This window comes from Pseudomonas sp. CFBP 13719 (genome assembly GCF_014842095.1).
GTDB lineage: Bacteria > Pseudomonadota > Gammaproteobacteria > Pseudomonadales > Pseudomonadaceae > Aquipseudomonas.
In genome coordinates, this window is record NZ_JACYVB010000006.1 from 75,707 (window position 1) to 95,026 (window position 19,320).

Below are 19,320 nucleotides of genomic sequence, written 5' to 3' on the forward strand. Positions count from 1 at the left end.
CCCGATACGGTGGCGTTAACGCTGATAGCCATGGAGAAAGCAAGTATCGGGCCAGCGGCAGGCTGCCGGTATCAACGACGTTCAACGCGCAAAGCGCGCGCGCTCTTGCGAATACAGTTGCAGGACCAGCACGAACTCGCGGTCGATCCGCTGCACATGGGCATCGACGCCGTCCAGTGCGCCGTGTCGGCAGTACTGCTCGAGCTCGCTGCACAGCTGCGCCAAACGCAAGGCGCCCATGTTGCCGCTGCTGCCCTTGAAACTGTGTGCAGCATGGCCCAGTTCGACCAGATCGCGTGACCGGTGCAGTTCGTTCAAGCGCAGTTGCGAGTCGCTCAGGAAGGTGTCCAGCAACAGCGGATATTCATCTTCCATGACTTCCTGCAGGGCCTCGAGGGCCGCAGGATCTGCATGGGGCTTCTGCAGCTGTTCGTCTGCCAGCTGTTCATCTGTCAATCGCTCGTCTGCAACGTGTTCGATAGTCACTTGTTCGCTCCTTGATCAAGCCGATTACGCTTGAGACTCCCAGGTAAATTCGACATGCGCGCTGCGCCCGTCTTCCGACCAGCCCGCGCTGTGGCTCAGCTGGCGGACCAGATTGACACCACGCCCTGACAGCCCGTGCACGCTGGGCGGCTTCGCCAGGACCTGCTTCGCATCGAATCCCTTGCCGCTGTCTTCGACCACGATTCTCAGGACCCCGCCGACCCCGTGCGGGCGTACCTGCAAGTGTATGCGTATATAGCCCTCTTCCAAAGCCGCCAGGCGACTGTTGCGCAGCGTGTAGTACTGGGCGAACCCGGCGGCATTGCACTTGAGCGCGGAATCGAGGTCCAGGACACCGTGCTCCAGGGCGTTGGAGTATAACTCGGCGAACACGCTGTAGAGCTCTCCGCTCTGCGCGCGCAGGCCGTGAATCTCCTGCAGCAGTTGCAGAATGTAGGGCAGCGGGTTGAAGCGGCGCAACGTGTCGGCACGAAACTCGTACGTGGCCGACCAGTCGAGCGGACTCGACTGGCCGCTGTCGGAATAGATCAGACTGGCCGGCGGCTGGCGTTCGGCGTCGATCAATGCCAACTGCACCATGCTCACATCGTCGCGCGATTCGCCGCGGAAATCATGCAGCGCCTGCAGGATGCCTTCGAAGAGTGATTCAGGGTCCTTGTGGGTGTCGAAGACGCGTTCGAGCCTCTCCACGCCGAACGACACTTCCTGCGCATTGCTGGTTTCGATGACGCCGTCGGACAGCAGCAGGACCCGGTCGCCCGGCGCCAGCGGCCAGACCTCGGTCTGGTCTTCGAAACGAGTGGCCGGCAATACTCCCAGCGGCAGATGACGCGACACCAGCGCCACGCGCGCCGAGCCGTCCTGGCGATGCAGGTAGCCGTCGGGCATGCCGCCGTTCCAGACTTCCACCGTGCAATGCTGAAAACTCAGGCGCAGCATGGTGGCGCAGCAGAACATGTCCACCGGCAGGATCCGCTTGAGCTTGGCGTTCATCTCGCGAAGGATTTCGGTCAGTCCGTAGCCCTTCGCCGTCATGCCATAGAACACCTCGGCCAAGGGCATCGCGCCTACCGCTGCGGGCAGCCCGTGCCCGGTGAAATCACCGAGCAGCACGTGCATGTCGCCCGAGGGTGTGTAGGCAGCCAGCAGCAAGTCGCCGTTGAACAGCGCGTAGGGCGACTGCAGGTAACGCACGTTGGGCGCGTCGAGGCATCCGGAATGCGCGATCTGGTCGAATACCGCCTTGGCCACGCGCTGCTCGTTGAGCAGGTAATCATGGTGACGGGTGATCAGGTCACGCTGCTCGAGCACCGTGGCCTGCAAACGGCGCAGGCGATCCATGGCCTTGATCTTGGCGGCCAGGATCACCTGGTTGTAGGGTTTTGCCAGGAAGTCGTCGCCACCGGCGTCCAGGCAACGTACCAGTGCCTGTTCTTCGGTCAGCGAAGTCAGGAAAATGATCGGCACCAAGGCCTCACCGGCCAGCTGCTTGATGGCACGCGCGGCCTCGAAGCCGTCCATGACCGGCATCATGGCATCGAGCAGCACCAGCTGCGGGCGCTGCTGGCGGAACGCTTCGACCGCCTCCTGGCCGTTGCTGGCCGTGATCACCGCGTGGCCCTGACGTCGCACGATGCTGGACAGCAGCATGCGGTCGGTCATGTTGTCGTCGGCGATCAGGACCGTCAGCGCCTCTTCGTCGGCCGGCTGCATCAGGAGATCTTGAACAACTTGTCGAAGTTGGAGATCGCCAGGATCTTGCGCACGTCCGGGGAAATATTGACCAGTGCAATGTCGGCGTTGTCGCCACCGGCATGGTCGCGCAGCAACAGCAGCATGCCCAGCGCCGAGCTGTCCATGTAGGTGGTGTTCTTCAGGTCGATGACATAACGGCTGGGCTTGCCGGCACGCTCGTCTTCGTAGGCTTCGCGAAACTGCTGGTGCAGGCTGAAATCGAACCGGCCTGAAATAGCCACCGATGAGGTATTGCTTTCGGCGTCGAAGGTCTGGGTGACAGAACTCTGGGTTACAGCCATGTAGTAATGCTCCTTGGGTGTGCCTTGCAGGCAAGATGTAGCACCGCTCTGCAGAGCGTTCAACGGGGTACTGACAAATTCCGGCTAAAAGTTCTCGTGCCTGGGCAGGCGTTGCGACAACTCGTCGAGCAGACGCTGCTCCCGCTTGTCTTCCAACTGCCGAGCCTCGAGGATGTAGCGCTGCACCAGCTTGCGCAGCCCTTCCACTCGAGCATAGGCCTGCTGCCAGGTGGCGCGCGCATTGTTCAAGTTGTTCTGATGCCACGCAAGGCTCTGTTTCTGCTGGGCGACGGCGGTTTCCAACTGGTTGAGAAAGCGCTGGTAGTTCAACAGCCATTGCCCGGACACGCCACGGCTGCCATTGCTGATCCACTGTTGCTGATAGTCGTTGCGGAAGCGTTCGAGCTCGGCCAACTTGGCTTCGGCCAGGCTCACCTGGCCCTGGAAATGCCCCAGCCGCTGCGCAGCCTTGCGTTCGGTACTCTCGGCCATTTCCACCACGGGCGCCAGGCGGGCGGCACGACTCATCGCCATCGTCGCTTACCCCGGTGCTACGGGTGTGAACACTGCCGCCAGGCGCTCGGCGCTGGCCTGCAGGCTTTCATTGTCGTTCAGCCCCTGGCGCAGATAGCGTACCAGTTGCGGCTGAAGGGCAATGGCCAGGTCAGTCTCGCGATCGCCGCCAGCCACGTAGGCACCGACGCTGATCAAGTCACGGCTCTGCTGGTAACGCGACCACAGCTGCTTGAACTGCTGGGCCTGGGCCAGGTGCTGAGGGCTGACCACGCTGGGCATCACCCGGCTGATCGACGCTTCGATATCGATGGCCGGGTAATGCCCTTCTTCGGCCAGGCGCCGCGACAGCACGATGTGGCCGTCGAGTACACCCCGCGCCGAGTCGGCGATCGGGTCCTGCTGATCGTCGCCTTCGGACAACACCGTATAGAACGCGGTGATCGAGCCGCCACCGGCCTCGGCATTGCCGGCCCGCTCGACCAGCTTGGGCAGCTTGGCGAAAACAGAGGGCGGATAGCCCTTGGTGGCAGGTGGCTCGCCGATGGCCAGGGCGATTTCCCGCTGGGCCTGGGCGAAACGGGTCAGCGAGTCCATCAGCAGGAGGACATTCTTGCCCTTGTCGCGAAAGTACTCGGCAATGCGGGTGCAGTACATGGCCGCGCGCAGACGCATCAGCGGCGCTTCATCGGCTGGCGATGCCACTACCACCGAACGACGCAGGCCCTCCTCGCCCAAGGTGTGTTCGATGAACTCCTTGACCTCGCGGCCGCGCTCGCCGATCAGCCCGACGACGATGATGTCGGCCTCGGTGAAGCGCGTCATCATGCCCAGCAGCACACTCTTGCCCACACCGGTACCGGCAAATAGACCCAGGCGCTGGCCACGGCCCACAGTCAGCAAGCCATTGATGCTGCGGATGCCGACATCCAGCGGCTGGCTGATGGGATCACGCTTGAGCGGGTTGATGGTGGGACCGTCCATGGGGATCCAGTCCTCCGCCTTCATGCCGCCCTTGCCGTCCAGCGCGCGCCCGGCGCCGTCGAGAATACGTCCGAGCATGCTCATGCCCATGGGCAGGCGGCCAGTGTCGGCGACCGGGACCACCCGCGCGCCCGGCGCGATGCCGCTCACGCTGCCCACCGGCATCAGGTAGATCTTGCTGCCGGAAAAGCCCATGACTTCCGCTTCGACCTGCACCGGCTGATCGCTGTCATCGTTGATCACCACACAGCGACTGCCCATGGCGGCACGCAGCCCTTCGGCCTCCAGGGTGAGCCCGACCATGCGCAGCAGGCGCCCTTCGACGATCGGTTGGCGCGGCAGATCGATGGCCGCCTCGTAGGTGCCCAGGCGTTTGCCGAAGCTGGTGCGGTCAAGCTTCATCGGACGCACCCAGCTCGATAGTGATGTCGGCCGGGGCCGGGTGCATGTTCTGCTCGTGCAATTGGTCGAACAGCTGGGCAATGGCCTGGGTAATGCGTGTCTCCATGCTGGCATCGATGCGACTGTGTTCGGTTTCGATGCGGCAACCTCCGGGCTGCAACGCGTCGTCTTCCTGGATACGCCAGTTTTCCTCGTGCTTCTCCCGCAGTGACTTGATCTGCTCGAAGTCCTGGGGATTGATGAAGATACGGATGTTGTTGGCACCCATGGGCAACAGCTTGAGCGCCTCACGCAGGACTTTTTCGATCTGGCTGGAATCGGTGACCAGCTCGCGGCGAATGACCTGTCGGGCGATGTGCCCCACCAGTTCGACCAGGGATTTTTCGATCTGGGTGTCCTGATCGGCGATGGGCGTCAACAGGTGCCCCAACAGCCGGTCGAACTGCACGAGCTTGCTGGCCAGTGCAGCCTCGGCTTCCTGGCGCACTTTGAGCTGGGTACTGTGGAAGCCTTCTTTCTCGCCTGTGGCGAAACCCTCGTTATAGGCTTCCTGGCGAATGGCTTCGAGTTCTTCCAGGGTGATGGGCTGAACCTCGTCGAGGGGCACCTCTTCGATCTCCTCGACCGACGCCGGGGCCAGCACCACCTCGACGGCAGGCCGTTCGGGATCGAAGCTGGGCAACGCCCACAGGTCGGCGCTGCGCGCATCGACGGCGCGGATCAGTTCACTGACGGGTTCTTGCGGGGGGCGGGACATGGCTTGCGATTCCTGGCGCCTGGGTGCGAAATGGGGTCGCTCGGAGCCGACCACCCCAAGGCGGCCAGCCTCCACGACAGAGGTCCGGGAGAGAGATGATTAGATCATCTCTTCCCCACCCTTGCCACCCAGCACGATTTCACCCGCCTCGGCCATGCGCCGAGCGATGGTGAGGACTTCCTTCTGCGCCGACTCGACGTCGCTGACCCGCACTGGCCCCTTGGCCTCGAGGTCGTCGCGCAGCAGCTCGGCCGCGCGCTTGGACATGTTCTTGAAGATCTTCTCGCGCACGCCTTCGTCGGCGCCCTTGAGCGCCACCACCAGCACGTCGGAAGAGACTTCGCGCAGCAACGCCTGAATGCCGCGATCGTCGACATCCTTGAGATTGTTGAAAACGAACATCAGGTCTTCGATCTGCCCGGACAGTTCTTCGTCGACCTCGCGTATGGAATCCATCAACTGGCCCTCGGACGAGCTGTCGAGGAAGTTCATGATGTCGGCGGCGCGCTTGACCCCACCCAGCGTGGTCCGCGTGGCGTTGGAGTTGCCGGAGAACTGTTTCTCCAGGATGGTGTTGAGTTCTTTCAGCGCCGCGGGCTGTACGGTGTTGAGCGAGGACACGCGCAGGATGATGTCCAGGCGCGCCTTGTGCTCGAAATGCGCCAGCACTTCGCCGGCCTGGTCGGGGTCAAGGTAGGCCACGACAATCGACTGGATCTGCGGATGCTCGTAGCGGATGACGTCGGCCACGGCGCGTGGCTCCATCCATTTCAGGCTGTCCAGGCCACTGGTGTTGCCGCCCAGCAGAATCCGGTCGATCAGTCCGTTGGCCTTGTCTTCGCCCAGGGCCGAGGTGAGCATCTTGCGGATGTAGTTATCAGAACCAACACCCAGACCGGTCTGATCACCGACCACGGTGACGAACTCGCTCATCACCTGCTCGACCTGCTCACGGTGCACGTTGCGCATCTGCGCCATGGCCACGCCCACGCGCTGGACCTCTTTGGGCCCCATGTGGCGAAGCACCTGCGCCGCGTCGGTTTCACCCAGCGACAGCAGAAGAATGGCGGCCTTGTCGACCTTGGTCAGCTTGGGGGTGACGGCTTGTGAACTACTCATCGGCATTGATCCACTCTTTCACGACCTGGGCCACTCGGCCCGGGTCTTCGGCCACAAGACTCTTGATTGCATTCAGTTGGGCGTCATAGCCCTCGGTCGGGCTGGGCAGCAGAATGCTCTGCGGCCCGCCCAGACTGACCCGATCGTTGGCCAGCTCGCTGTCCATGCCCAGGGCGGCCACACCGCCCAGCCCGCCAGCAGCGCCGAGTTCGGCATCGCCTGGCTTGGATTTGCCACCACCGGTGATGTTGGTCAGCACCGGGCGCAGTACGCCGAACACCAGGACCAGGATGAACAGCACACCCAGCGCCTGTTTCATGATGTCCCAGAACCAGGGTTCCTTGTAGAACGCAGGCTCGGTGATGACTTCCGCCGAGTTGGGCGCGAACGGCACGTTGATCACGGTCACGCTGTCGCCCCGGCTGGCATCGAAGCCTACGGCGTCCTGTACCAGACGCGTGAAACGGGCCAGCTCCTGGGCGTTCCAGGGTGCCAGGGTCACCGTGCCGTCGGCCGGGTTGACCTTGGCCTGATCATCGACCACCACGGCGACCGACAACCGGGTCAGGCGACCCTGCTGCTGCTTGGTGTGGCTGATGGAGCGGTCAAGCTCGAAGTTCTTGGTCGACTGCTGGCGCTTGTCGGCTGGATAAGGCGCCAGCATCGGCTGGCCGGTGGCCGGGTCCATGATCTGCTGACCATTGGCGTCCAGCAGCGGTTGGCCTGGCTGGATCGCGCCGGCAGCTGCCTGACCCTGGGCGGCATTCTGCGGTGCAGTGGCCGGACCCGGTGGCTGGTTGCTCAAAGCGCCGGGCACACCCGATGGGCCCGAACCGCTGGAACGCTGTTCGCTGGTGGACTGCTCGCTGCGTAGTGCCGGCTGGTCCGGGTTGAACTGCTCGGAGGTCGACTCGACCGCGCTGAAGTCCAGGTCTGCCGACACTTCGGCCTTGAACCGATCACTGCCCACCACCGGTTGCAGTATGTTGTGCACACGCTGGGTCAGCATGCTTTCCATGCGGCGACTGTAGTCGTACTGCTTGCCGGCCATGGTCAACGCGTTGTCTTCCAGCTGCGCCGACAGCAGGGTGCCCTTCTGGTCGACGACCGACACGTTGGACTTGTTCAGTTCCGGCACGCTGGTCGCTACCAGATTGACGATGGCCGCCACCTGGCCGGCATCCAGGGTACGGTTGGGGTACATTTCCACCAGCACCGAGGCCGTCGGCTTGCGCTCGTCACGGACGAACACCGAGCTCTTCGGGATGGCCAGGTGCACGCGCGCGGCGCGGATATTGTTCAAGCTGCCGATGGTGCGGGCCAGCTCGCCTTCCAGGCTGCGGCGGTAGCGCGCAGTTTCCATGAACTGGCTGGTGCCCAGGCCTTGTTCCTTGTCGAGCGACTCGTAGCCGACGTTGCCGTCGCTGGGTGCAACACCAGCCGAGGCCAGGGCGATGCGCGCGCGTGACTGGTCGTCGGCCTTGACCAGCAAGGCGCCGGAGTTGGGCTCCACGGTATAGGGAATGTTGGCCGTGGTCAGGGTGTCGATCACCTGCTTGGTGTCCATGCCCGCCAGGCTGCCGTACAGCGGCCGGTAGTCGGGTTGCTGCGACCAGAGCACCACGGCAAAGCCGATTGCAACGCTCGCGGCCAGGCCAACCAACAGGCCGACCTGACGCAACATGGTCATCTGCGACAGATTCTGCAGGACAGACAAGCCCATGAGCGGCGATTTGTTGCCGCTCTTGGCAGGGAGGTTATCGGTGGTCGCTTCAGCCATGACTCAATTCGTCCTCAGACCGGCATCTGCATGATGTCTTGGTATGCCTGGACCAGCTTGTTGCGCACTTGGGTCAAGGCCTGGAACGAGACGCTGGCTTTCTGCGAGGCGATCATCACATCGGTGAGGTCGACGCCGCTCTTGCCGATCTCGAAAGCCGTGGCCAGTTGGCTGGAAGCACCCTGCACGTCGGCGACCTTGTTGATGGCGCCGCCGAGCATGTCGGCAAAGCTGCTGGCGCCGACTTCCGGCGCCGCAACCGCCGCAGGCTTGGCCATGGCGTCCGCCTGCATGGCGCGCATGTCCAGCATCAAGCGGTTGAATTCAATACCTTGGCTCATGGGTGACCCTCTGCGACGACCTGCGTTTTTTTGACACTGCTGCATTCACTACAGAGGTATTAGCAAGGAGGGTGCCAGTTGCAGTCGAAGGCTTGCGAAACAGATCGATGGCGACGAATTGCCACAGCGGCTGCCAGTCAGCGCGCCTCATTCAAGAAGCGAACAGGCTGGCCTCCACGTCCATTCCGGCATCGCGCATCTGCGCCAGCTTGTAGCGCAGGGTCCGCGGGCTGATGCCCAGCCGCTCGGCGGCTTCCTTGCGGCGGCCGCGCTCGCTGCGCAGGGTATCAATGATCATCTCGAATTCACGACGGCGCAGATCGTCCTCCAGCGCGCCGGCCGGCAGCCCGACCGGCGCCTGGGTTTCCAGCGGCAGTGCCGGGGCACGGGCTTGCACCACCAGGCTCAACGGCGGCAACGGCGCCGCGCCTGCAGGCCCGGCCAGGCAGAAGTCGGCGGCCTGGATCAGGCCGCCGTGCTGCAGGATCAAGGCGCGCTGGATGGCGTTGTCCAGCTCGCGAACGTTGCCCGGCCACGGATGATCGAGCAGAGACTGTTCGGCCTGCGGCGAGAAACGCACAGGCGCATGCTTCATCTTGTCGACGTGGCGAGCCAACAAGCGTCGCGCCAGCGGCAGGATATCGGCGCGGCGCTCGCGCAGAGGTGTCCAGGCCAGCGGGAAGACCGAAAGGCGATAGAACAGGTCCTCGCGAAAACGCCCTGCCGCCACGTCCGCCGCCAGGTTGCGGTTGGTGGTGGCGATGACACGTATGTCCAGGGCAATCGGCTTGCGCGCGCCGACGCGCTCGACCTCACGCTCCTGCAACACGCGCAACAGCTTGGCCTGCAGGCCCAGCGGCATCTCGGAAATTTCATCGAGCAGCAAGGTGCCGCCATCGGCCTGCTCGAACTTGCCTGCCTGCGCCGCGACAGCGCCGGTGAACGCACCCTTCTCGTGACCAAACAGCGTGGCTTCGAGCATGTTGTCGGGAATCGCCGCACAGTTGATGGCGACGAACGCCTGTTCTGCCCGCCGCGACTGCTGATGAATGTAGCGCGCCAGCACTTCCTTGCCGGTGCCCGATTCACCGGATATCAGCACCGTGGAATCACTGCGTGCGACCCGCGCCGCCAGCTCGAGCAAGGCCAGGCTGGCCGGCTCCAGTGCGACCGGGCCGTGATCGGTACCGGCCGGGATCAGGCCGCGGCCATGCCGGGTCACCAGGTCTAGCAGCGCGCGCGGCTCGAACGGCTTGACCAGATAGTCCGCCGCACCTTGGCGCATGGCATCCACCGCGCGCTCGACGGCGCCATGGGCCGTCATCAGCAACACCGGCAGTTGTGGCTGCCGGGCGCGCAGCCTGGCAAGCAACTGATGCCCATCGATACCGGGCATGTTGACGTCGCTGACGACAATCCCGAAGGGCTCGCGCGCCACCGCCAGCAACGCTTCCTCGGCACAGCTCACCGCCTCGAATTCGAAGCCACCCAGCTCCAGCGTATCGCCCAGCGCCTCGCGCAAGGCACGATCGTCCTCGACCAACAGCACCTTGATGCTCATGGCGCACGCTCCTGCAGGGCCACCAGTGGCAGGGTCAAGGTGGCGCAGCTGCCGCGGCCAAGCGTGGAGCGCAGCATCAACTCGCCTTGATGGGCCCTTGCCACGGCCTTGACCACCGACAGGCCAAGCCCGGTACCGGTGGGCTTGGTGGTGAAGAACGGCTCACCCAGCCGCGCCAGCGTTGCCGGGGCCATGCCGGGCCCGTCGTCACTGACGCACAGGCGCAGGGTGTCGTCGCGCGCATACAGATGGACCTTGAGCCGTGCCTCGCCGGCGCTGGCCTGGATGGCGTTGTCGAGCAGGTTGAGTACCGCGCCCACCAAGGTGTCCTTGTTGCACAGCAACTCGCCGGCATGGCTGTCGCATTGCCAACGCACGGCAACGTTCTGCACGTGGGGCTGAGCGGCAGCCTGCAGGGCCTGCAACAACTGCCGGGGCGTGAGGCGATCGGACAGCGGCAGCTCGCCGCGGGCGAACACCAGCATGTCGCGAACCTGGTTTTCCAATTCGTGCAGACGCTCCTTGAGGCGGCCAGCGAAGCGCTGCTGGGTCTGCACCGGCAGTGGCTTGTCGGTCAGGTGACTGGCGTACAACAGCGCTGCTGATAGCGGCGTGCGTATCTGATGAGCCAGCGAGGCCATCATCCGGCCCAGTGACGACAGGCGTTCGCTGCGCGCCACTTCGCTCTGCAGACGACGGGTTTCGGTCAGATCGGTGAGCAGTACCAATTGGCCAGGCTCGGCGTCCAGCGAGCGGGTGGAAATCGACAGACGCCGCCCATCGTTCAAGGAGATCTCATGACCATCGTCGCGGCGGGGCGCGAAACTGCGGACGATCACCTCGCGCCACAGTTCGCCTGCCAGAGGCTCACCCAGCATTTGCGCGGCTGCCGGGTTGGCTTCGCGCACGCGACCCTGTCCATCGATGACGATGACGCCGCCGGGCAACAGATCGAGCAGGTTCTGCAGGCGATTGGCAAGCCGTTCCTTTTCCGCCAGTTCGGCCAGGCGCTGGGCGCTGACCACTTCCAGCTCACCCTTGAGCGATGCCACACGTGCCTCAAGCAGGCTGTAGGAGTCGCTCAAGCGGTCGGACATCTGGTCGAACAGCGCGAAGGCCTGGTCCAACCCCTGGCGGTTGTCGGCTGGCCCTACGGACACAGAAGCGTCGCTGCGGGGCATGGGCGCGGACGGCTGGCTAGCGGCCTGTGGCATGGGTCTCTCTCACTTGGCTCACCGTCAAAAACGGTATCGTGAAAGGGACAAAAGCAATAGCCGTGCCGGATGAAACCTTGCGGGCTGCAAGCACCGCGAGGAACATTCGAATGGGACAGGGAAAGTGTGGGAGTTCAAGTGCTTGGCGCGCTTTGCCGGAAACGGCAGATGTTGCATGAAGCATGGCCGCTGCCGGAAAGGCAGCGGCCGGTCGAGCCTCAGGCGTCAATCGTCTGCCTGTTGCTCTTCGCCCTCGCCTTCGCGCCGGCTCATGCCGTACTTGCGCATCTTCTCCACCAGGGTGGTACGGCGGATGCGCAGACGTTCCGCGGCGCGCGCGACGATACCGTTGGCATCGTCCAGCGCCTGCTGAATCAGGCCCTGCTCCAGGCCACCCAGGTAGTCCTTGAGGTCGAGCCCCTCGGGCGGGAGCATGGCGCTGGAAGCGAAGTCGGGCGTATGGCCGTTGATTGCCACGCGCTCTTCCAGATCGCTGCGCAGGCTGTCGACCAGTTGTTCGTCTTCGTCGTCGACGTAGCGGAATTTCTTCGGCAACTCGACCACGCCGATCACGCCGTACGGATGCATGATCGCCATGCGCTCGACCAGGTTGGCCAGTTCACGCACGTTGCCCGGCCAGCCATGGCGGCAAAGCGACATGATGGCGGCCGAGTTGAAGCGGATCGACCCACGCTTTTCATGCTCCATGCGCGAGATCAGCTCGTTCATCAGCAACGGGATGTCTTCCACGCGCTCGCGCAGCGGAGCCATCTCGATGGGGAACACGTTCAGGCGGTAATACAGGTCTTCACGGAACGTGCCGACCTCGATCATGCTTTCCAGGTTCTTGTGCGTGGCCGCAATGATGCGCACATCGATGCTCTGGGTCTTGTTGCTGCCCACGCGCTCGAATGTCCGTTCCTGTAACACCCGCAGCAGTTTGACCTGCATCGGCAACGGCATATCGCCGATTTCGTCGAGGAACAGGGTGCCGCCGTTGGCCAACTCGAAGCGGCCGGCGCGGCTGGTGATCGCTCCGGTGAAGGCGCCCTTCTCGTGACCGAACAGCTCGCTTTCGAGCAGCTCGGCCGGAATGGCGCCGCAGTTGACCGGCACGAACGGCGCATCGCGACGCTTGGAATGGTAGTGCAGGTTGCGCGCGACCACTTCCTTGCCGGTGCCTGATTCGCCGAGGATCAGCACGCTGGCATCGGTATCGGCCACTTGCTGCATCATCTGCCGCACGTGCTGGATGGCACGGCTGGTGCCCACCAGGCTGCGGAACAGGTTGGGTTCGCGCTGACGGCCGCGTTCGCGGGCCTGGTCGTACATCTCGCGATAGACCTGGGCACGGTGCAGCGAATCGAGCAGCTTGCTGTAGCTGGGCGGCATCTCCAGGTGCGACAGCACGCGACGACGCAGGTCGTCTGGCAGCTCGACGGCACCGGGTTCGCCCAGCAGAAGGACGGGCAGGAACTCGTCCCAGTTGGCGAGCGTCTTCAGCAGGCCGGCAAGGTTGCCCGAAGACACCTCCCCCACCAGGACGCAGAGCACCTCGCGGCTGGACGACAGCGCATCGACCGACATCTGCCAGTCACCGCTGCCACAGGCCAGGTTTTCTTCGCCAAGAAAGTTAAGGATGACCGCCAGATCCCGGCGGCGAACGCTATCGTCATCGATCAGCAGAATTTTGGTTTCACGCCACATGCAATAGCAACTTCCCTAGTCAACTCGAAGCCCGAAGGGGCGCTTTCGACGTTTTTGGCCATGGTTTCAGCTAACAGACGCCAGACGAATCGTAACAGCCACTAGTAAAGGCAAAAAAATCGACTTAGTCAAATTTATGGCGCAATGGCTGTCAGCGGAACAGATGGTAAACCTTTGCAGCGTTCTTCGCTTGGGTGAACTGTGACATTTCGTCGACAACTGACTGACGCGCTAATCGAGTGACGTTGAGTAATTGACGGTAGACCTCGAGCAGATCCTCGAGATGACTGCGCAACTGCAATGGGTCTTCGGGGACTTCCTGCAACACGCTGTCGACACAGGCCCGGCATTCGATGTCCAGAACGCCTATCGCGTCCCAATCGCCTGCCTGCATGGCGTCTACCAGGGCGTGACGAGTCTGCTGAATCCGCTGTAGTGCACTCATGGCAAACTCCTCAGGCCGGCTGTGCCGATTCGTGGCTGGCGATGGCGTCCCAGCCGCTCTTGACGGTGATCATCAGTCGGGCGACTTCGTCGATCAGTTGCGGGTCGTTCTTGATGTTGGCTTCGGTGAGGCGGCCGGACATGTAGGCGTACAGGTCGTCGAGGTCCTTGATGGACTGCTCATTCGCCGTTCTGCTCGCGTCCAGCCCCTGGCGCAGGCCGCCGATGATCGCCACGGCCTTGCCAAGCATCTCGCCCTTCTGCGACACCTGACCGCGGCTCAGCGCACCCTTGGCCTGGGCCATGCGATCGAGACTGCCCTGCATCAGCATCTGCACCAGCCGATGCGGCGTGGCTTCGGATGTCTGGGCATGGGAATCGACCTTCTGGTATTGGCTCAGCGCTCTCATGGCGTTCATTGCGGCGGACCTCGTAACACATGATTTGATGTTGTATCGCTTGGTTACTATGTCGTCGCGGGTGGGGAAAACTTTAGCGAGGCCAAGGGAATATGCGAAGTAACGTGATATCAGACAGAGAACGCCGTCGATATGGAGGCGTTCGTGCAAATGACGGATAAGCAAAGGCCCGGCATGACCGGGCCCTTTGGGTTGCATTTCACGTCAATCGCTGTCGGCTTTGTTCAGCGCGTTGAGCGTGGTCATGATGCTCTTGCTGGTGGCGTTGAGCTGCGCGACGAGGGTGTCCATGGCGGTGTACTTGGCATTCAAGGTGTCCGTCAGGTTCTTGATCCGGCGGTCCAGAGCCTGCTGTTGCTCGGTCAGTTTGGTCAGCGTGCCGGAGAGCGAATCCGAACGCGAGGCAAGAATGCCGCCTTTCACCGCATAGGAGTCGGTCGCGGTGGTCATCCGCGAAAGCAGACCGTCCTTACCGGTAAACATGTCCTGAATGGCCGCCACGTTGGCGGGATCGGCCATGGCCGTGTTCCACTTGGCGTCATCCATTGCCAGCAGACCGGTCTTTTGGTCGGTGTTGATCCCGAAGTGCGACAGGGTCAGCTTGCTCGAGCCCGAGGAGGAGACTAACTCGTTGCGCATCGACTGGATCAGGTGACGCACGGTGGAGTCACCGGTCAGCCCTCCCCCACTGGTCGTGCCGTCGGCCCCGGTGCTGACCTTGGTCAGGGTGTTGAGCTGGGTCATCAGCGCGTTGTAGGCATCGACGAAGCCAGTGGTGGCTTTTTTCAGAGTGTCAGTGTTGGTGCTGACCGAGATGGTCGTCTTGGCGGCCCCTGCTTCCAACAGTTTGATTGACACGCCGCTGATAGCCGCGGCGACCGTGTTGGTCGACGACTCCATCTCGATGCCGTCGATCTTGTACGTCGCATTGGTGGGCTCGTTCACAGTGGTGGAGGCAGTCAGCTTGTCGAGGCCGCTGCCCGCATCGGCGGTCATGGAAATCTCGGTACCCTTGCCGGTGGTCGACGAACTCAGGACCAGGCGCGAGCCACTGGCGTCGGTGAGGATGTTGGCACTGATACCGCGACCGACCAGCTGGGTGTTGATGAGATCGCGGGTCTGCGCCAACGTCGCACCCGCCGGAATGCTGATCTTGCTGTCTTTGAATGACTGAGTGATCGTCAAGGTCTGGGCGGAAGACGTAGCATTGACCACGGCTTCGCTCTTGTCGGCGTAGACGCCGGAAGAAATCTTCGAAGCGGTGGCCAAGGTCGTCACTTCAAGCGAGTAGGTACCGTCGGAGGCGGAATCGGTCACGGTCACCGAAGCCGCCTTGTCGTTGGACGAGGCACCGGTCAAGCCGCTGAACGCCGAGGCCTTGTTCATTGCCGCGACGGCGGCCCGATAAGTTTCCAGCGAGCTCTTGACAGTGCCAACGGCGGTCAAGGTGGTGGTGGTGGTCAGCGTCTGGGTATCGATCTGCTTTTGCTTGGGCGCTTTCTCGGCATTCACCAAGGCCTTGACGATGGCATCGGTGTCGATACCCGTGCCCACGCCGCTGGACTTGATCGCGCCGCTGGTGCTTGAGGTAGTGGTGCTTGAAGTACTGGCAGTCGTGGTGGCGGCGGTTGTGCCGGTAGTGGAGGAAACAGTAGCCATCGGTATCTCCTAGAATCGAGTCAGGCGTGTTTTTGACGGATACCGCCCCAAGCACACCCAGCTACATTTTTCGTGCCAGCTCAGATGGTCGCGTCGAGCAGACCGCTGCGACCGTCTGCCAGGCTCTGCGCCAACTTGAGCGCGGCCTCGGTTGGCAACTGACGAATGATTTCACCGCTGTCCGTAGCGATGACCTTGACCACGACGGCATGCGTCGAGTCGTCGATGGAGAATTCCAGGTTGCGCTGCGCGGTATTCACGTGCGCCTGAAGGTCCTTCACCGCTTGTTCCAATTCGGCCCGCTCGGGAGTCACCGACTCGACCGCGGGTTCATCCTGCTTGACCTGCCGTGCAGGCAGGGAGGCGGCGCTCGCTGGCGCTGGCGCTGACGTGGCGGCAAGAGGCAATCTTGCAGTAACGCTCATGTCCATGTTTGATCACCCCGAAAATCAAAAAACGGAAGGGTGCGTGGGCACCCTTCCGTCAGTCAGCCAGGGGCCGTATTACTGAAGCAGCTTCAGTACGGACGATGGCAGCTGGTTGGCCTGGGACAGGATCGCGGTGGATGCCTGCTGCAGAGTTTGCTGCTTGGTCAGCTCGGCGGTTTCCGAAGCGAAGTCGGCGTCCTGGATACGGCTACGAGCGGCCGAGGAGTTCTCGGAGATGCTCTGCAGGTTCGACACAGTGCTGTCGAAACGGTTTTGCACCGCACCCAAGTCGGCGCGCTGGGCGTCGATGTTGGAGATGGCCTTGTCCAGTGCAGCGATTGCGTTCTGAGCGTTGAACGCAGTGGTGATGTCGGTTTTGCTGACCGAGGTCAGTTCAGAGGCTGCGCTGGTCGTACCGGTAGCCGCGAACAGACCTTCCACACCAGCACCAGCGACCGAATAACCTTTTGCCGAATCGAGCGAGACTGCACCGGTGGCAATAAACGCATCGGTCACGGCAACAGCTGTCCCGAGATCACCTTTGGCGTCTTTGGTAGCCACTTTCACATTGCCTGCGCCAGTCCCCGCCACTGTATCTACACCGAATACGATGTTCTCACCAGTATCAGACTTGACCGAAAGAGTGCCGGCCTTGCTGTCGTAGCTGACGCTGATACCCAGTTTGGCAGCGTTCGAGTTCAACTGATCGGCCAACGAAGCTGTATCGGTCACACCGACCATGCTCACCGCTGCGCTATCACCAACTTTCATGGTGAAAGTCGCGGGTGCAGTCTTGGCAGCTGCATCTACAGTGAAGGACGCCTCAGTGCTTGCCCTGGCAGTAAGACCAGGCACTGCACCATTCAGTTGACCTGCGATGGTCTTGGCCGAGGCTTTTGCAGCGATGGTGACATCTGCAGTGGTGCCGCCGCCGGTAACCTTGATTGCGCCGCCTGCAACACCGGTAGCCGATACAGGCACGCCGACGCTCTTGACCTGCTGGGAACCGATAGCGTTGGCAGACACATCGCCCAACGTTACGTTGATGGTTTCATTGGCGTTGGCACCGATCTGGAACGCCGTGGAACCGAACGAGCCGTCGACCAGGTTACGACCACCGAAGGTGGTGGTGTTGGCAATACGGGTCAGTTCCGAAGTCAGCTGGGTGTACTCGGACTGCAGCGAGGTGCGGTCGTCGGTGCTGTTCGAACCGTTCGCCGACTGCAGGGCCAGTTCACGCATACGCTGCAGGATGTTGGTGGATTCCTGCATCGCGCCTTCAGCGGTCTGGGCGATGGAGATACCGTCGTTGGCGTTCTTCACTGCGACCGACAGGCCGTTGATCTGGCTGGTCAGACGGTTGGAGATCTGCAGGCCGGCGGCGTCGTCCTTGGCGCTGTTGATTTTCAGGCCCGAGGAAAGACGGGTCATCGAGGTGCTCAGCGCATCGGAAGCCTTGTTCAGGTTTTTCTGAACGGTCAAGGAAGCGGTGTTGGTGTTTACGGATAAGGCCATGACAAATTCCTCGGGGTTGTTAGCTGTGGCTTCCGGCCCTGGCGAGCGCCGGGTGTGGCCTAGAGAACCTTCGTAGTAGTTATCGTCGGTTCAGCGCTTTGCTTGAGGGCGATTGCAATGTTTTTTCGCCTTCAAGCCGCTGTAGCCGGAAAAAGCAAGCGTTGGCTTGATCTCTCTTGATAACTGTTTCGTCCGAGGAAGGGGGAACTTGAGGGGAATGGACAGCGATAGCGCGAATTTCTGGCGTCAACGGATCAACGGTCGCGGTGGCTCTTCAGCGTGGTCCTGCAGGAGCGGTCAGCGGCCGCGAAAAGGGCGACGCGGATTGGCTGATGCAGCGCGGTGCCTGCTTCGCGGCCGAAGACCGCTCCTACAAAGGTTGCCGTATACCGTAGGAGCGGTCAGCGGCCGCGAAAAGGGCGACGCGGATTGGCTGATGCAGCGCGGTGCCTGCTTCGCGGCCGAAGACCGCTCCTACAAAGGTTGCCGTATACCGTAGGAGCGGTCAGCGGCCGCGAAAAGGGCGACGCGGATTGGCTGATGCACCGCGTTGCCTGCTTCGCGGCCAAAGACCGCTCCTACGGAGATTGTCGTATGCCGTAGGAGCGGTCAGCGGCCGCGAAAAGGGCGACGCGGAATGGCTGATGCACCGCGGTGCCTGCTTCGCGGCCGAAGACCGCTCCTACAAAGGTTGCCGTATACCGTAGGAGCGGTCAGCGGCCGCGAAAAGGGCGACGCGGATTGGCTGATGCAGCGCGGTGCCTGCTTCGCGGCCGAAGACCGCTCCTACAAAGGTTGCCGTATACCGTAGGAGCGGTCAGCGGCCGCGAAAAGGGCGACGCGGATTGGCTGATGCACCGCGTTGCCTGCTTCGCGGCCGAAGACCGCTCCTACGGAGATTGTCGTATGCCGTAGGAGCGGTCAGTGGCCGCGANGGCGGTAGATGAGGGCCGAGCCCCACGACAGGCCGACACCGAAGCCGCTCAGGGCGACGCGCTTCCAGGCGGAGTCCAGAATGTGCTTTTCCAGCAGCAGCGGGATACTGCTGGACACCGTGTTGCCGGTTTCGACCATGTCCTTGATGAACTTCTCCGGCTCTTCTTCGAAACGCCGGGCCACGGCATCGACGATTGCCGCACTGCCCTGGTGGATGCAGTAGGCGTCGACGTCGGCACTGGTCAGGCCCGACTCATCGAGCAATTCGTGCAGATGCGCCGGGACTTTCAGCAGAGCGAAGTTGAACACCTGACGACCGTTCATGAAGAACACGCCATCGGTGACCTTCAGGTGCGGGGCGCCGGAACCGTCGGTACCGAACTTGGCCTTGCCCAGCTGCCAGGGCGCGTCCTCACCCATCCAGGTGGCGGTGGCCGCGTCGCCGAACAGCATGGTGGTGTTGCGATCCTCGGGGTCGACGATCTTCGAGTACGGGTCGGCGGTGATCAGCAGGCCGTTCTTCAAACCAGCCGCTTCCATGAAACCCTTGAGCGCATAGATGCCATAGACATAGCCCGAGCAACCCAGGCTGATGTCGAACGCTGCAACGTTGGTCGACAGGCCGAGCTTGTCCTGCACGATGGCGGCAGTGTGTGGCAAGCCCTCCTCGTCCCCGTTCTGGGTGACGACGATCAAAGCGTCGATGGATTCGCGGGACAGCTGCGGATTGCTGGCGAACAAGGCGTTGGCCGCTTCCACGCAGAGGTCGGAGGTTTCCTGGTCGTCGGACTTGCGCGGCAGGAAGGCCGAACCGATCTTGCCGATGATGAAATCTTCATCCTTGGCGAATTTGGCACCTTGGGCGTAGTTGTCCAGGCCTTCGGCAGGCACGTAACTCGCGATGCTTTTTATGCCAATCATTGTGGCTTCCCAATACAAAGGTAGCTGGAGGCCATTACGCGGAGCGTTTGCGCAATGCCATCGAAAAGGGTGTCGGG

Annotated in this window: 17 protein-coding genes and 1 pseudogene; all 18 read right to left on the reverse strand. The window is 62.5% G+C overall.

Translation table 11 applies throughout. The features are described 5' to 3' along the window. Nucleotides 1–81: 81 nt before the first annotated feature. A complete protein-coding gene (locus IFT57_RS18570; RefSeq protein ID WP_446731215.1) occupies nt 82–426 on the reverse strand; it encodes an Hpt domain-containing protein in 345 nt (114 codons plus the stop codon). A gap of 84 nt (nt 427–510) precedes the next feature. Further along, a complete protein-coding gene (locus IFT57_RS18575) occupies nt 511–2,220 on the reverse strand; it encodes a fused response regulator/phosphatase (protein ID WP_192152275.1) in 1,710 nt (569 codons plus the stop codon). After that, nucleotides 2,220–2,543, reverse strand: a complete 324-nt coding sequence (locus IFT57_RS18580; RefSeq protein WP_122794832.1) for an STAS domain-containing protein — start codon at nt 2,541–2,543, stop codon at nt 2,220–2,222. Before IFT57_RS18580 ends, IFT57_RS18575 begins: the two co-directional genes overlap by 1 nt. 84 nt (nt 2,544–2,627) lie before the next feature. Beyond that, entirely contained in the window at nt 2,628–3,077 is a 450-nt protein-coding gene (gene fliJ, locus IFT57_RS18585) for a flagellar export protein FliJ (RefSeq protein WP_122713703.1), read from the reverse strand. A gap of 6 nt (nt 3,078–3,083) precedes the next feature. Continuing rightward, on the reverse strand, nt 3,084–4,442 hold the full coding sequence (fliI, locus tag IFT57_RS18590) for a flagellar protein export ATPase FliI (RefSeq protein WP_122475911.1): 1,359 nt from the start codon (nt 4,440–4,442) through the stop codon (nt 3,084–3,086). Next, a complete protein-coding gene (gene fliH, locus IFT57_RS18595; RefSeq protein WP_192152276.1) occupies nt 4,432–5,199 on the reverse strand; it encodes a flagellar assembly protein FliH in 768 nt (255 codons plus the stop codon). The genes fliI and fliH overlap by 11 nt, the downstream gene beginning before the upstream one ends. 99 nt (nt 5,200–5,298) lie before the next feature. Continuing rightward, entirely contained in the window at nt 5,299–6,318 is a 1,020-nt protein-coding gene (fliG, locus tag IFT57_RS18600) for a flagellar motor switch protein FliG (protein WP_043193255.1), read from the reverse strand. After that, complete coding sequence (fliF, locus tag IFT57_RS18605; protein WP_192152277.1) at nt 6,311–8,098, reverse strand: flagellar basal-body MS-ring/collar protein FliF; 1,788 nt, start codon at nt 8,096–8,098, stop codon at nt 6,311–6,313. Before fliF ends, fliG begins: the two co-directional genes overlap by 8 nt. 14 nt (nt 8,099–8,112) lie before the next feature. Continuing rightward, the gene (fliE, locus tag IFT57_RS18610) at nt 8,113–8,439 is read right to left on the reverse strand and encodes a flagellar hook-basal body complex protein FliE (RefSeq protein ID WP_122794834.1); all 327 of its coding nucleotides are present in this window, start codon (nt 8,437–8,439) and stop codon (nt 8,113–8,115) included. 151 nt (nt 8,440–8,590) lie between these two features. After that, nucleotides 8,591–10,000 (reverse strand): sigma-54-dependent transcriptional regulator, encoded by a 1,410-nt coding sequence (locus IFT57_RS18615; protein ID WP_192152278.1) that lies wholly within the window; start codon nt 9,998–10,000, stop codon nt 8,591–8,593. Beyond that, complete coding sequence (locus tag IFT57_RS18620) at nt 9,997–11,181, reverse strand: sensor histidine kinase (RefSeq protein ID WP_244657384.1); 1,185 nt, start codon at nt 11,179–11,181, stop codon at nt 9,997–9,999. The genes IFT57_RS18615 and IFT57_RS18620 overlap by 4 nt, the downstream gene beginning before the upstream one ends. Nucleotides 11,182–11,439: 258 nt before the next feature. Next, a complete protein-coding gene (locus IFT57_RS18625; RefSeq protein ID WP_122713709.1) occupies nt 11,440–12,921 on the reverse strand; it encodes a sigma-54 dependent transcriptional regulator in 1,482 nt (493 codons plus the stop codon). Between the two features lie 151 nt (nt 12,922–13,072). Then, on the reverse strand, nt 13,073–13,366 hold the full coding sequence (locus IFT57_RS18630; protein WP_122713710.1) for a flagellar protein FliT: 294 nt from the start codon (nt 13,364–13,366) through the stop codon (nt 13,073–13,075). Between the two features lie 10 nt (nt 13,367–13,376). Next, a complete protein-coding gene (fliS, locus tag IFT57_RS18635; protein ID WP_122794837.1) occupies nt 13,377–13,784 on the reverse strand; it encodes a flagellar export chaperone FliS in 408 nt (135 codons plus the stop codon). Between the two features lie 204 nt (nt 13,785–13,988). Next, nucleotides 13,989–15,443, reverse strand: a complete 1,455-nt coding sequence (fliD, locus tag IFT57_RS18640) for a flagellar filament capping protein FliD (protein ID WP_192152280.1) — start codon at nt 15,441–15,443, stop codon at nt 13,989–13,991. An 80-nt stretch (nt 15,444–15,523) separates the two neighbouring features. Beyond that, entirely contained in the window at nt 15,524–15,874 is a 351-nt protein-coding gene (locus IFT57_RS18645) for a flagellar protein FlaG (protein ID WP_192152281.1), read from the reverse strand. A gap of 72 nt (nt 15,875–15,946) precedes the next feature. Then, the gene (locus IFT57_RS18650; RefSeq protein WP_192152282.1) at nt 15,947–17,386 is read right to left on the reverse strand and encodes a flagellin; all 1,440 of its coding nucleotides are present in this window, start codon (nt 17,384–17,386) and stop codon (nt 15,947–15,949) included. A 935-nt stretch (nt 17,387–18,321) separates the two neighbouring features. Continuing rightward, nucleotides 18,322–19,243, reverse strand: a pseudogene (locus IFT57_RS18655) (ketoacyl-ACP synthase III); the annotation flags it as partial. Between the last annotated feature and the right edge of the window lie 77 nt (nt 19,244–19,320).

Bases quoted from the DNA above. Each gene is read 5' to 3' on its own strand.
- IFT57_RS18650 (WP_192152282.1), bottom strand. From the start codon at position 17,386: ATGGCCTTATCCGTAAACACCAACACCGCTTCCTTGACCGTTCAGAAA.
- IFT57_RS18615 (WP_192152278.1), bottom strand. From the start codon at position 10,000: ATGAGCATCAAGGTGCTGTTGGTCGAGGACGATCGTGCCTTGCGCGAG.
- IFT57_RS18645 (WP_192152281.1), bottom strand. From the start codon at position 15,874: ATGGACATGAGCGTTACTGCAAGATTGCCTCTTGCCGCCACGTCAGCG.
- IFT57_RS18620 (WP_244657384.1), bottom strand. From the start codon at position 11,181: ATGCCCCGCAGCGACGCTTCTGTGTCCGTAGGGCCAGCCGACAACCGC.
- fliS (WP_122794837.1), bottom strand. From the start codon at position 13,784: ATGAACGCCATGAGAGCGCTGAGCCAATACCAGAAGGTCGATTCCCAT.
- fliH (WP_192152276.1), bottom strand. From the start codon at position 5,199: ATGTCCCGCCCCCCGCAAGAACCCGTCAGTGAACTGATCCGCGCCGTC.
- fliE (WP_122794834.1), bottom strand. From the start codon at position 8,439: ATGAGCCAAGGTATTGAATTCAACCGCTTGATGCTGGACATGCGCGCC.
- IFT57_RS18630 (WP_122713710.1), bottom strand. From the start codon at position 13,366: ATGAGTGCACTACAGCGGATTCAGCAGACTCGTCACGCCCTGGTAGAC.
- fliG (WP_043193255.1), bottom strand. From the start codon at position 6,318: ATGAGTAGTTCACAAGCCGTCACCCCCAAGCTGACCAAGGTCGACAAG.
- fliI (WP_122475911.1), bottom strand. From the start codon at position 4,442: ATGAAGCTTGACCGCACCAGCTTCGGCAAACGCCTGGGCACCTACGAG.
- IFT57_RS18575 (WP_192152275.1), bottom strand. From the start codon at position 2,220: ATGCAGCCGGCCGACGAAGAGGCGCTGACGGTCCTGATCGCCGACGAC.
- IFT57_RS18580 (WP_122794832.1), bottom strand. From the start codon at position 2,543: ATGGCTGTAACCCAGAGTTCTGTCACCCAGACCTTCGACGCCGAAAGC.
- fliF (WP_192152277.1), bottom strand. From the start codon at position 8,098: ATGGCTGAAGCGACCACCGATAACCTCCCTGCCAAGAGCGGCAACAAA.
- fliJ (WP_122713703.1), bottom strand. From the start codon at position 3,077: ATGGCGATGAGTCGTGCCGCCCGCCTGGCGCCCGTGGTGGAAATGGCC.
- fliD (WP_192152280.1), bottom strand. From the start codon at position 15,443: ATGGCTACTGTTTCCTCCACTACCGGCACAACCGCCGCCACCACGACT.
- IFT57_RS18625 (WP_122713709.1), bottom strand. From the start codon at position 12,921: ATGTGGCGTGAAACCAAAATTCTGCTGATCGATGACGATAGCGTTCGC.